Origin of the sequence: Streptomyces sp. NBC_01241 (assembly GCF_041435435.1) — a bacterium.
Taxonomy (GTDB): domain Bacteria; phylum Actinomycetota; class Actinomycetes; order Streptomycetales; family Streptomycetaceae; genus Streptomyces.
Window position 1 is genome coordinate 7640709 of record NZ_CP108494.1, and the last position, 12120, is coordinate 7652828.

A 12120-nucleotide genomic window follows, 5' to 3' on the forward strand; every position below is an offset into this window, starting at 1 on the left:
CGCAGTACCCACCCCCCGCGCGTCCCATCCGTCTGGTCCTTGGAATCCTGATCCCTGGAGCGATCGTGACAACCCCCTTCCACTACGAGCCCCGAGCGGCCCGGGGGCCGGTTCCGCCCCCCGAGTGCCCGGCCCACGGCCTCGGTATCGGCCCCGGCGGGCTACGCCGGATCTACGGCCCGGAGGCCGAGCGGGACCCCAACGGGCTGTACGACAAGCTGCGCGCCGAACACGGCAGCGTGGCCCCCGTCCTGCTGCACGGGGACGTGCCGGCCTGGCTGGTCCTCGGCCACAGCGAGAACCTGCACATGACCCGGACCCCCTCGCAGTTCTCCCGCGACTCGCGGCGGTGGCGGGCCCTGCAGGACGGCACCGTCGCCCCGGACCACCCGCTCGCCCCGATCTTCACCTGGCAGCCGATCTGTGTCTTCGCCGACGGCGCCACCCACGAGCGCCAGCGCGGCGCGGTCACCGACAGCATGGGCCGCATCGACACCCGCGGGGTGCGCCGCCACGTCAACCGCTACAGCAACCGGCTCGTCAACGACTTCTGCCAGGAAGGCCGCGTCGACCTGGTCAGCCAGTTCGCCGAGCGGCTGCCGATGATGGTGATGTGCGCGATCCTCGGCATGCCCGAGGAGTACAACGACCGGATGGTCCAGGCCGCCCGCGACATGACCCGGGGCACGGCGACCGCCGTCGCGAGCAACGCGTACGTCGTCGAAGCGCTGACCCGGCTCGTCCGGCGCCGCCGGCGCGAACCCGCGGACGACTTCGCCACCTGGCTCGTCGAGCATCCGGCGGGGATGACCGACCAGGAGGTCAGCGAGCATCTGCGGCTGGTCCTCATCGCCTCGTACGAGGCGACCGCCAACCTGATCGCCAACGTCCTGCGGATGGTGCTCACCGACCCCCGCTTCCGGGCCCGGCTCAGCGGCGGTCACATGACGGTGCCCGAAGCGGTCGAGCAGACGCTGTGGGACGAGCCGCCGTTCACCGCGGTCTTCGGTCGCTGGGCGGTCGGCGACACGGAACTCGGCGGTCAGCAGATCAAGGCGGGTGACGCCCTGATCGTCGGCATCGCACCGGCCAACACCGATCCCGTCGTACGGCCCGACCTCAAGGCCGACATGGAGGGCAACCGCGCCCACCTCGCGTTCAGCGGCGGCCCCCACGAATGCCCCGGGCAGGACATCGGACGCGCCATCGCCGACGTCGGCGTCGACGCCCTGCTGATGCGCCTCCCGGACCTCGAACTCGCGGTCGAAGAGAGCGAGCTGAGCTGGATCGGGAACTTCATGGGCCGGCATCTGGTGGAGCTCCCGGCGGACTTCGCCGCGCGTCCACCGCAGGACGACAAGGAACCGCCGTCGATGGGAAGGCCGAACCCGCAGCGCCAGGACGGGGAGGTCCAGCCGACGGTCCGGCACACCGCCCCCACACCCGGCCGCGCCCCCGCTCCGGCCCCTGCCGTCATGGGCACGGGGGCGGGTGCGACGCCCGCGGCGTCGGCTGCCGGCGAGCCCGGAGGCACCCCTGTCGGGGAGTCCGCCGGACAGCCCGCCGCCGGGCGCATTCCGCAGCAGCGGGGCGAGACCGCACCGGCGCGGCTGTGGCGTGCCGTTTCGCGCTGGTGGAGCGGCGACTGACCCCGATCCGTCCGCCGCGACGGAGACGAGACCGATCAACGGCCCGGTGGCCGGGAACCCGTGCACCCGCGGGTTCCCGGCCACCGGGCCGGGTGCCGTGCGTGCCGGGTGGCAGCCGCCGACCGGAGTCACTCGGGCCCCGTCCGGACCCGGCCCCGTACGATGCGGAAGCGTGAAGCTGACAATTCTGGGCGGCGGCGGATTCCGGGTTCCACTCGTGTACGGGGCGCTGCTCGCCGATCACGCCGAGGGCCGTGTCACCGCGGTCACCCTCTACGACACCGACGCCGACCGGCTCACCGCCGTGGCCCGGGTGCTCGCCGACCAGGCCGCGACCGTCCCGGACGCCCCCGCCGTCAACGCCACCACCGACCTCGACGAGGCACTGCGCGGCGCCGACTTCGTCTTCTCGGCGATCCGCGTCGGCGGCCTCGCGGGCCGGGCGGCCGACGAACGGGTCGCCCTCGACGAAGGCGTACTCGGCCAGGAGACGGTCGGCGCGGGCGGCATCGCGTACGGGCTGCGCACCGTGCCCGTCGCCGTCGACCTCGCGCGGCGCGTCGCGCGGCTCGCCCCGAATGCCTGGGTCATCAACTTCACCAATCCGGCGGGCCTGGTGACCGAGGCCATGTCCCGCCACCTGGGTGACCGGGTGATCGGCATCTGCGACTCCCCGGTGGGCCTCGGCCGCCGGATCGCCCGGGTGCTCGGCGCCGACCCCGACCGGGCCCGGATCGACTACGTCGGCCTCAACCACCTGGGCTGGGTCCGCGCACTGCGTGTCGACGGCCGCGACGAACTCCCGCGCCTGCTGGCGCACCCGGAACTGCTCGGCTCCTTCGAGGAGGGCCGGCTGTTCGGCGCCGACTGGCTGCGGTCGCTGGGTGCCGTCCCCAACGAGTATCTGCACTACTACTACTTCAACCGGGAGGCCGTGCGCGCCTACCAGGACGCCGAGCAGACCCGCGGCGCCTTCCTCCGCGAGCAGCAGGAGGGGTTCTACGCCCGGATGAAGGACCCCGCCGTCCCCGCGCTGCGGGCCTGGGACCGCACCCGCGCCGAACGCGAAGCCACCTACATGTCGGAGAACCGGGAGGTCGCCGGGGTCGGCGAGCGGGACGAGAGCGATCTGGAGTCCGGCGGCTATGAGAAGGTGGCGCTCGCCCTCATGCGGGCCGTCGCCCGCAACGAACGGACCTCGCTGATCCTCAACGTCCGCAACCGCACGACGCTTTCCGTGCTCGACGCGGACGCCGTCATCGAGGTGCCGTGCCTCGTCGACGCGAACGGCGCCCGTCCCGTCGCCGTCGACCCGCTTCCGTACCACGCCGTCGGTCTGGTCACCGCGGTCAAGGCCGTCGAACGCGCGGTGCTGGACGCGGCGGAGAGCGGCTCGCGGGCCGCCGCCGTGAAGGCCTTCGCGCTGCACCCGCTGGTCGACTCGGTGACGGTGGCCGGCCGTCTCCTCGACGGGTATCTGAAGGCCCATCCCCAACTGGCCCATCTGAACCGCCCTTAGAGCCGGTCCGGCGATGAGAGCGGCCGGTCAACCGCTGTGCGCGAGCTCTTCCCTGTGTACGGCGCGAGCGAATCGCAGCCCCGAGACCAGCCGTTCCACCTCGTCCACCGCCGCGCTCCCGAGCCGCTCCGGCTCATGGCCGAGCGAAACCCGCCAGATGCGGCGTCAGGAAGACGCCCGGCAGGTCGAGAAGCTGCTGCGCGCCGTCACCGGCACGCACGACGTCCATCTCCTCGCGGCGGGCGGCCGGCAGGTCGCCGCGGTCGACTGGCTGACCTTTCGTAAGTGAGCGAGGGGAGGGGGCGGGGTTTCCTGAAAGAACCCCGCCCCCTCTCTCCCTGACGCGGCCGGGAGCGGACCGGGCCGCGTCAGGGAGCGGAGACCGCGCGGGCACCACCGGACGGTGCCCACGACGGTGTGACGCCAGTGACCTGACAAGCCATCAGGAAAAGTGGGATCGGCGGCGTGTACGGCGTGCGGTTGTCGGGCTGGTGGATCAGCCGGGGCTGTACTGCCGCAACGAACGCCCCTTTCGCGTAGGCGACTTGCGGGGGCCAGTCCAGATCGAGGTCGGAACCCGAGGGCACGATCCACCACCAGCGGTCGGCGTCCGCGAACACGCAGCCGGTGCGCGGCAGATGAGACATCAGCCGGAAGCCGTACCGTGCCGGAACCCCCACCGCGTCGCAGCCCAGGCTTGCCGACAGCGCGGGCGGCAGCGGCAACTGCACCATGTCCGAGTCGATGGCGCGCCGGGGCTCGTGGGAGCGCCGCGCTCCGAGCAGATGGGACATCGCGTTCTTCAGCATGACTGCTCCGTGCCGTGCGGTAGTTCTGCCCAGACGATGCGTCCCGAGCCGTTGCCCGCGCCATGGGAACCCCAGGAACTGCTCATCGCGTCCACGAGCAGCAGGCCGCGTCCGTGCTCGTCGTCGGCGGTGCGGCACAGCTGTGGCCCGCCGGGCTGGTGCCCTTGGTCCTGTACGGCTATCCGCAGCCGTCCGTCCAGGCAGCGCAGCTCGCACACGACGCGCGCGCTCATCGTGTGGACCACCGCGTTGGTGAACAGCTCCGAGACGATCAGGACCGCCGCCTCGTGCGCGTCGTCGTCCAGCCGCCACTCGTCGAGCCTGGCCCGCGTCAGCCGCCGTGCGCCGGCCACCGACTCCGGGTGCGCGGGCAGCGTGAAGCAGTACCGAAGCGCCTCCGTGCCGGGTCTGAGATCCATGAGCCGGGGGATGAGCGCACTGCCAGGTGCCACAACCGATTCCTCACAGTGGGGGCTGCGTCACACTCCGCCATCCCATGCGAATAGGGGCGGACGTGACTGCGTGAACTGGTTCACTCACCAACTCTCCCCCTGTCGGGAACACTTGGCAAGGGGCACTCTGAAAAATTCAGAGTGGTTGTGTCGTGGGCGGCCCGCGCATGGCACACTGCTGCCAAACAGCGCATCGGGAGGTCTGAAGTGAGCGAACCGCGGTCCGCCCCGACCGTGGGTCAGGTCGTTCTCGGCAAGCGCCTGCAGGATCTGCGGGAGCGCGCCGGCCTGAACCGTGACCAGGCTGCCAAGGTGCTGCGGGTCGCACCTGCGACGATACGCAGGATGGAGACCGCCGAGGTCGCTCTCAAGATCCCCTACGTCCAGCTCCTGCTGAAGGCGTACGGGATCGCCGACGCCGAGACCGACGCCTTCGTGGAACTTGCCGAGGAGGCCAATAGACCCGGCTGGTGGCAGCGCTACCACGATGTGCTGCCCGACTGGTTCAGCATGTACGTCAGCCTTGAGGGCGCCGCGAGCCTCCTGCGCATGTACGAGCCGCACTTCGTCCCCGGACTGCTGCAGACCGAGGACTACGCGCGCTCGGTGATGCGCAGCGGAGCCGTCGGCCAGGCCAGACCCGAGGACATCGAACGCCATGTGGCGCTGCGGATGCAGCGTCAGTCCCTGCTGGCCGGGCCGGACTCCCCGAAGCTGTGGGTGGTGATGGACGAGACGGTGCTGCGCCGTCCCGTCGGCAGCGCCGACACCATGCGCGGACAGATCGACCGGCTGCTCGAAGCGACCGGGATGCCCCATGTGACGCTGCAGATCGCGGAATTCTCCACCGGTCACCACCCCGGCACCTACGGCCCCTTCGTCCTCTTCCGCTTCGGCGTCCCCGAACTCCCCGACATGGTCTACAGCGAGTACCTGACCGGAGCCGTCTACTTCGACGCGCGCCCCGAGGTGGCCTCCTACCTCGAAGTCATGGACCGCATGGCGGCTCAGGCCGCAACTGCACAACGCACGAAGGAAATCCTCCGGGACTTCCGCAAGGAGCTGTGATGGATCCCATATACAACGGCATGCCGGCCGCCGAACTCGGCTCCGAGGGCTGGTACAAGCCGTGGAGCGGTGGGAACGGAGGCAACTGCGTCGAAGCCATGAAGCTGTCCGACGGCAGGGTCGCCGTACGCCAGTCCGCCGATCCCGACGGCCCCGCCCTGATCTACTCCCCGCGTGAGATCGCCGCCTTCATCCAGGGCGCCAAGTCCGGCCAGGCGGACTTCCTTCTGACCTGAACCAACTGCCCCTCGGCCGAATCCACGGCCTTCCGGCCCGAATCGACGGCCTTCTCACCCGAATCCGCTGCGCCGGAGCCCGTCCCGCCCCACACTCTTGTTGTTCGCCGGCCTATGAACCCATGGAGAGCGCTATGACCGGGCAAGACCCTCAAGCCATCGAGATCGACACCAGCAAGCCGCATCCCGCCCGGATGTACGACTGGTTCCTCGGCGGCAAGGACAACTACCCGGTCGACGAACAGATGGCCCGGCAACTGCTGGCCCTCGACGCCAGGGGACGCGACATGGCCCGGGTCAACCGGGCCTTCATGCACCGGGCCACCCGGTGGCTGGCCGAGAACGGCATCCGCCAGTTCCTCGACATCGGCACCGGCATACCCACCGAGCCGAACCTCCACCAGATCGCCCAGCGGACCGCCCCGGACTCCCGCATCGTCTACTGCGACAACGACCCGATCGTCCTCGCCCACGCCGCGGCCTTGCTGCGCTCCACCCCACAGGGCGCCACCGAGTACATCCAGGCCGATGCCCGCAAGCCGGAAGTCATCCTGGAACAGGCCGGCAAGGTCCTCGACTTCGACAAGCCGATCGCGCTGTCGCTGCTGGCTCTGCTGCACTTCGTGGACGACGAGGACGGCGCGGCCGAACTCGTCGACCGCCTGGTCGAGCGGCTCGCCTCCGGCAGCTATCTGGTGCTCTCGCACACCACCGGGGACTTCGCGCCGGAGAGCGCGGCGGAGGCGTCCGCCCTGTACAAGGCCCGCGGGATGACGCTGCGCCTGCGTTCCCACGCCGAATTCAGCAGGTTCTTCGACGGACTCGAACTCGTCGAGCCGGGCGTCTCGCTCTCCGCGGACTGGCACCCGGAACTCGGCGAGCCCGTCGACGTCGCCGGCGACGAGCCGATCCCGGGCTACGCCGGCGTGGCCCGCAAGGCCTGACCACCGGCCGGTTGCCGCCGCCGCACCCCGGTCCGCACGGCCGGCCGGGCCGCGGGTGACAATGGACGCATGTCACGACGCACCACACGACCGAGGCGCTCAGCCACCGCCGGAGCTCGGCCTTCCGCGATCACCGCGGAATCGCCGTGCCCGTGCGGCCTGCCCGCCGCCTACGCGGACTGCTGCGGCCGCCTGCACGCCGGGGCCCTTGCCGCGCCGACCTGCGAGGCGCTGATGCGCTCCCGGTACGCCGCGTTCGTCGTCCGGAACGAGGCATACCTGCTCCGCACCTGGCACCCCGACACCCGGCCGCCCGCCGTCGACTTCGATCCCGGGACGCGGTGGGTGCGCCTGGAGATCCTGGAGACGACGGACGGCAGCGCGTTCCACACCACGGGCACGGTCACCTTCCGCGCGCACTGCACGGTGAACGGGCGGCCCGAATCGCTCCATGAGAAGAGCCGCTTCGTCCGGCACGACGGCGCCTGGGTGTATGCGACCGCGGTCTTCGCCGACTGACCCGGTACCTCTCGTGCGGATCGTGCCGGGCTCGCGAGCCCCGGCGCCGCGACCCCGCTCCCCGATCCGGCCCGATCCGAACGAAAGACCCCAGTCGCGCGGTGGCGCCCGTTTCAGACGGCGGCCCCCGCTCGTGACTTCTCCGGCGAGAGCTCCTGCGCCAGGTCCTCCGCCAGCAGCTGCTTGGCGATCCGGTCCACCGCCGCTCGCAGCTGCCGGTCGTCCGGGCGGGCCCCGTGTTCGTCCAGCCGTTCATTGAGCCACCGCGCCCACGCGTCGTTGATCGCCGCGGCCTCCCGGCTCCCGGCGGCCGTATGCGTGAACAGATGACCGTCGCCGGTGAGATAGCCCTCCTCGATCATCCGGTCGAAGACGGGCACCAGCACCTCCGGTGGGACCCGGTGCCGGGCCGCGATGAGGCCGAGACCCGCATGGCCCACCATGCGGGTGAACAGCTCCACCTGCATCACCGCCCAGGCCCCCGCCATGTCCAGCCGGGTGTCCGAGGCCGCGACGATCCGCCGGGCCGTGTCGGGACCCGCTCCGTGCAGGATCTTGGCCACGGCGAATTCCAGAACGTTGGCCGAGTCACCGGCGCCGGGCTGGGCGAAGCCCTCGCCCATGTCCGTGGATCCGACCCGCGCCGTGTCCCGCAGCTCCACCTGCTTCAGGAAGAGCGCCACGACGAACCCCAGGATCGCGACCGGCACCGTCCACAGGAACACGGTGTGCAGCGTGTCGGCGTACGCCTGGGCCAGCGGCGCGGACTGCGCGGCGGGCAGGGCATGCAGCCCTGCCGGGCTCTGCGCGGCCTTCGTCAGCACCGCGGGGTCGCCGCCCGCCCGCGCCGCCGCGGCGATGCCGTCGGACAGGTTCGGCTTCAGCGCGTTGGCGTAGATCGTGCCGAAGACCGCGGTGCCGAAGGAGCTGCCGAGCGTACGGAAGAACGTCACACCCGACGTCGCCGTACCCAGATCCGCGTAGTCGACCGTGTTCTGCACGGCGATCGTCAGCACCTGCATGGCCAGACCGATGCCGACACCGAGTACCAGCATGTAGAGGGACTCCAGCCCCACCCCACTGTCCGGACCCATCCGGGACAGCAGGAACAGTCCGACCGCCATGATCAGCGAGCCCACGATGGGGAACATCCGGTACTGCCCGGTCTTGGAGACGACGTTGCCACTGAAGATCGAGGCGACCAGCAGCCCGAGGACCATCGGCAGCGTCCGCACCCCCGACAGGGTCGCCGAGTCCCCGTCCACGTACTGCAGATACGTCGGCAGGAAGATCATCGCGCCGAGCATCGCGAAGCCCACGATGAAGCTCAGGATCGAGCAGACGGTGAACACCGGGTTCCGGAACAGCCGCATCGGCAGCATGGGTTCCGCTGCCCGGAACTCCACCAGGCAGAAGAGGGCCAGTGCCACGGCGCCGCCCGCGAAGAGACCGAGGATGACGGGCGACCCCCACGCGTACGCGCTGCCGCCCCAGCTGGTCGCCAGGATCAGGGCGCTTGCGCCGACCGTGACCATCGCGATGCCCAGGTAGTCGATCACCGGCCGTCCGGCGGCCTTCACCGACGGGATCGTCCGGGCGGCGGCGACGACCACCACGATCGCGATCGGCACGTTGACGTAGAACGCCCAGCGCCAGCTCAGGTGGTCGGTGAAGAGCCCGCCGAGCAGTGGCCCGATCACCGTCGACACCCCGAAGACCGCGCCGATCGCACCCTGGTACTTGCCGCGCTCGCGCAACGGGATCACGTCGGCGATCAACGCCATCGAGGTGACCATCAGCCCGCCCGCGCCGATGCCCTGCAGTCCGCGCCAGACGATCAGCAGCGTCATGTTGGTCGCGAAGCCGCACAGGAACGAGCCGGTGATGAAGATGATCGCCGACAGCTGGAAGATGATCTTCCGGCCGAACAGGTCGCCGAACTTGCCGACCAGGACCGTCGCCACCGTCTCGGCGAGCAGATACGCGGTGACCACCCACGACATGTGGGCGGCACCGCCGAGGTCCGAGACGATCGTCGGCAGTGCGGTGCCGACGATCGTCTGGTCCAGGGCGGCCAGCAGAATCCCCAGTACGATCGTCGCGAAGACGATGTTCCGGCGGCGCGGATCGAGCACGGGCGGCGCGGCGGCACTCTGCGCGGCGGGGGCGGTCTCGCTGGCAGTGGTCACGCTTGCACCCTCACACCGGCCCCGCGCCGGCGCATGTGGGGGACGGCCGGACGGGGCGTCAGGCCAGCAGATCCCGCACGGACGCCTTCATGCGGGCCACGAACGCCTCCCGCACCGCCTCCGCCACCCGGTCCAGCGAGAGATACGGATTGAGGTCCTCCAGCTCCACGAGCAGCAGTTCGCCCCGAGCCGTCCGGCAGGCGTCGACCCGTTGGATTCCGTGGTCGAGGGTGTTCCACTCCACGAACTTCCGGGCGAACTCCAGATCCGCCGCGCTCGGCGCGTACGGCTCCAGCACCCACCGCTCGTCCGGGCGCGGCGCGTACAGCGCGTACTGGAAGTCACGGTCGATGAAGTAGAAGGACACCTCGTGGCGGAAGTCGATCCGGGGCTGGACGAGCAGCGTGCCGTCGGCACCTTCCGGCAGCGCGGGCTCCCGTACGAACCGCAGGCCGACCGAGTCCGCCCCCAGCTTCGGCTTGACCACGTACTCCGGGGCCTCGGGCAGCAGCCCCAGGTCCGCGGCCCGGTCCACGGTGGGGATCACCGGAAAACCGGCCCGGCTCAGATCGACCAGATACTGCTTGCCCGCCATGTCGCCGCGGCCGTGCAGCGGGTTGTAGACCCGTGCGCCCAGCTCCCGCGCACGGGCGCGGAAGGCGTCGTACGCCTCCTGGTAGTGCAGCACCGGACCACTGTTGCGTACGACGACCGCGTCGAACCCGTCGAGCAGCGCCGCGGCGTCCCGGGGGTGACAGAGCGCGATATCGAACTCCTCGCGCAGTCGGGACGTCAGAAGGATGTCCTCGTCGCAGTAGCGGCGACCGCGTGCCTCGTATGCGAGGTCGGTGACGTAGAGAACGGACGGGCGCGGGCCGGCGGGCATGGTGTTCTCCCAGGGGGTGTGTAGGTGGACGGCTGGTCAATAACCTTGACGGCGTTGCCCGTTCACGACCCTGGAGCGTCATGACGTCTGCCCCGCACGAGTCGGCCGCATCGCAAGCGTCGCCACTGCCCGACATTCTCTCGCCCGCCTTCGCGGCCGATCCCTACGGGGCGTACCGGATCATGCGCGAGAGCGCCCCGCTGATCCGGCACGCGGCCACGAACAGTTACATCGTCTCCCGGTACGAGGACGTGGAGCGGGTCTTCAAGGACAAGGCGGGGGAGTTCACCACCGACAACTACGACTGGCAGATCGAACCGGTCCACGGCAGGACGATCCTCCAGCTCAGCGGCCGGGAGCACGCCGTGCGCCGGGCGCTGGTCGCCCCCGCCTTCCGTGGCACGGACCTCCAGGAGAAGTTCCTGCCGGTCATCGAGCGCAACGCACGCGAACTGATCGACACCTTCCGGCACACCGGCGAGGCCGATCTCGTCGACGCGTTCGCGACCCGGTTCCCCGTCCTCGTCATCGCCGACATGCTCGGCCTGGACCGGGCCGGCCACGAGCGCTTCCACGGCTGGTACACCACCGTCATCGCCTTCCTCGGCAACCTGGCCGGCGACCCCGAGGTGGCGGCGGCCGGTGAGCGGACCCGCCAGGAGTTCGCCGCGTACATGATCCCGATCATCCAGCAGCGCCGGAACGCGCCCGGCGACGACCTGCTCTCCGCGCTCTGCGCCGCCGAGGTCGACGGGGTGCGGATGAGCGACGAGGACATCAAGGCGTTCTGCAGTCTGCTGCTCGCGGCGGGCGGCGAGACCACCGACAAGGCCATCGCCTCCCTCTTCGCCAATCTGCTCACCCATCCCGAGCAGCTCGCGGCGGTGCGGGAGGACCGCAGTCTGATCGACCGGGCCTTCGCGGAGACCCTGCGCCACACCCCGCCGGTCCACATGATCATGCGCCAGACGGCGACCGAGGTGGAGCTCAGCGGCGGTACGGTCCCGGCCGGCGCCACCGTCACCTGCCTGATCGGCGCCGCCAACCGCGACGAATCGCGCTACAGCGAGCCCGACCGGTTCGACATCCTCCGCGCCGACCTGACCAGCACCACCGCGTTCTCGGCGGCGGCCGACCACCTGGCGTTCGCACTCGGCAGGCACTTCTGCGTCGGTGCGCTGCTGGCCAGGGCGGAGGTGGAGACGGGGGTGAACCAGCTGCTCGACGCGATGCCGGACCTGCGGCTCGCGGACGGCTTCACCCCATCGGAGCACGGTGTCTTCACCCGGGGCCCGCGGTCGCTGCCGGTGCGGTTCACCCCGGTCGCCGGCTGACCGGTCCGCCCCGGCCGGGGACGGGTCGGCCGACGCGCGTACGGACGTCGTCCGCGGAGCCGTGGACCATGTGCGGCGTCGGTCGGGGCCGGGCTTCTTGACGGTGCGGCTCGCTTCGAGGCCCCGCTCCTGCGCAAGACGGGCGCCGGAGTCACCAGGAATTGCCGGGGCGCACCGTCAGCCGGGGGTGGTGGGCGGCCAGGATCTTGTTGGCGCGCGCCAGCTCGGAGAGTGCCTGCTCGCGGTCGGCCTGGTCCTCGGCGCAGAGCCGCGGGCCGCGGAAGCTGCGGACCTCGCGCGCGGCGCACTCGGCGTCGAACTCCGTCTCCAGGATGTACGGCGGGATGCAGGACCCGATCAGCGCGGCGACCCGGTCGGGGATCGGCACGGGGACGAGGAGGTGGGAGGCGGTCATGGGGGGCCCTCTCGGATGGTCGGCCAGGAGGTGGACGTCGGTACGGCCGCCGGGTGGGCGGCCGACTCCTCCATGTCTACGGGACGCAGTTCCGGGTTTC

Annotated in this window: 13 protein-coding genes; 8 read left to right on the plus strand and 5 right to left on the minus strand. The window is 70.9% G+C overall.

What is annotated here, in order from left to right; genetic code table 11:
- Positions 1-65: 65 nt before the first annotated feature.
- From OG306_RS34705 to OG306_RS34715, 3 genes are all read left to right on the plus strand, one after another.
- Complete coding sequence (locus OG306_RS34705) at positions 66-1649, plus strand: cytochrome P450 (RefSeq protein WP_371666057.1); 1584 nt, start codon at positions 66-68, stop codon at positions 1647-1649.
- Between the two features lie 172 nt (positions 1650-1821).
- The gene (locus OG306_RS34710) at positions 1822-3168 is read left to right on the plus strand and encodes a 6-phospho-beta-glucosidase (protein WP_371666058.1); all 1347 of its coding nucleotides are present in this window, start codon (positions 1822-1824) and stop codon (positions 3166-3168) included.
- 157 nt (positions 3169-3325) lie between these two features.
- Complete coding sequence (locus OG306_RS34715) at positions 3326-3457, plus strand: hypothetical protein (RefSeq protein ID WP_266750238.1); 132 nt, start codon at positions 3326-3328, stop codon at positions 3455-3457.
- A 79-nt stretch (positions 3458-3536) separates the two neighbouring features.
- Here the strand turns inward: OG306_RS34715 and OG306_RS34720 are convergent, their stop codons facing one another.
- Complete coding sequence (locus OG306_RS34720) at positions 3537-3977, minus strand: hypothetical protein (protein ID WP_266750239.1); 441 nt, start codon at positions 3975-3977, stop codon at positions 3537-3539.
- Positions 3971-4429, minus strand: a complete 459-nt coding sequence (locus OG306_RS34725; RefSeq protein WP_371666059.1) for an ATP-binding protein — start codon at positions 4427-4429, stop codon at positions 3971-3973. The genes OG306_RS34720 and OG306_RS34725 overlap by 7 nt, the downstream gene beginning before the upstream one ends.
- Before the next feature lie 207 nt (positions 4430-4636).
- Here OG306_RS34725 and OG306_RS34730 point away from each other — a divergent pair, with 207 nt between their 5' ends.
- From OG306_RS34730 to OG306_RS34745, 4 genes are all read left to right on the plus strand, one after another.
- Positions 4637-5497, plus strand: a complete 861-nt coding sequence (locus OG306_RS34730) for a helix-turn-helix domain-containing protein (protein ID WP_266750242.1) — start codon at positions 4637-4639, stop codon at positions 5495-5497.
- On the plus strand, positions 5497-5733 hold the full coding sequence (locus OG306_RS34735; RefSeq protein ID WP_266750243.1) for a DUF397 domain-containing protein: 237 nt from the start codon (positions 5497-5499) through the stop codon (positions 5731-5733). The genes OG306_RS34730 and OG306_RS34735 overlap by 1 nt, the downstream gene beginning before the upstream one ends.
- 134 nt (positions 5734-5867) lie before the next feature.
- The gene (locus tag OG306_RS34740) at positions 5868-6677 is read left to right on the plus strand and encodes an SAM-dependent methyltransferase (RefSeq protein ID WP_266750244.1); all 810 of its coding nucleotides are present in this window, start codon (positions 5868-5870) and stop codon (positions 6675-6677) included.
- 69 nt (positions 6678-6746) lie between these two features.
- A complete protein-coding gene (locus tag OG306_RS34745; RefSeq protein WP_266750245.1) occupies positions 6747-7196 on the plus strand; it encodes a YchJ family protein in 450 nt (149 codons plus the stop codon).
- Positions 7197-7309: 113 nt separating this feature from the next.
- Here OG306_RS34745 and OG306_RS34750 read toward each other — a convergent pair whose 3' ends face one another.
- A complete protein-coding gene (locus tag OG306_RS34750) occupies positions 7310-9385 on the minus strand; it encodes an MDR family MFS transporter (RefSeq protein ID WP_266750246.1) in 2076 nt (691 codons plus the stop codon).
- A 58-nt stretch (positions 9386-9443) separates the two neighbouring features.
- A complete protein-coding gene (locus OG306_RS34755) occupies positions 9444-10271 on the minus strand; it encodes a hypothetical protein (protein ID WP_266750248.1) in 828 nt (275 codons plus the stop codon).
- Between the two features lie 80 nt (positions 10272-10351).
- Between OG306_RS34755 and OG306_RS34760 the strand changes: the two genes are divergently transcribed.
- Positions 10352-11605 carry a cytochrome P450 gene (locus OG306_RS34760; protein ID WP_266904757.1) on the plus strand — a complete coding sequence of 418 codons (1254 nt, stop codon included), beginning with the start codon at positions 10352-10354 and terminating at the stop codon, positions 11603-11605.
- A gap of 151 nt (positions 11606-11756) precedes the next feature.
- Here the strand turns inward: OG306_RS34760 and OG306_RS34765 are convergent, their stop codons facing one another.
- A complete protein-coding gene (locus OG306_RS34765; RefSeq protein ID WP_266750251.1) occupies positions 11757-12020 on the minus strand; it encodes a hypothetical protein in 264 nt (87 codons plus the stop codon).
- Between the last annotated feature and the right edge of the window lie 100 nt (positions 12021-12120).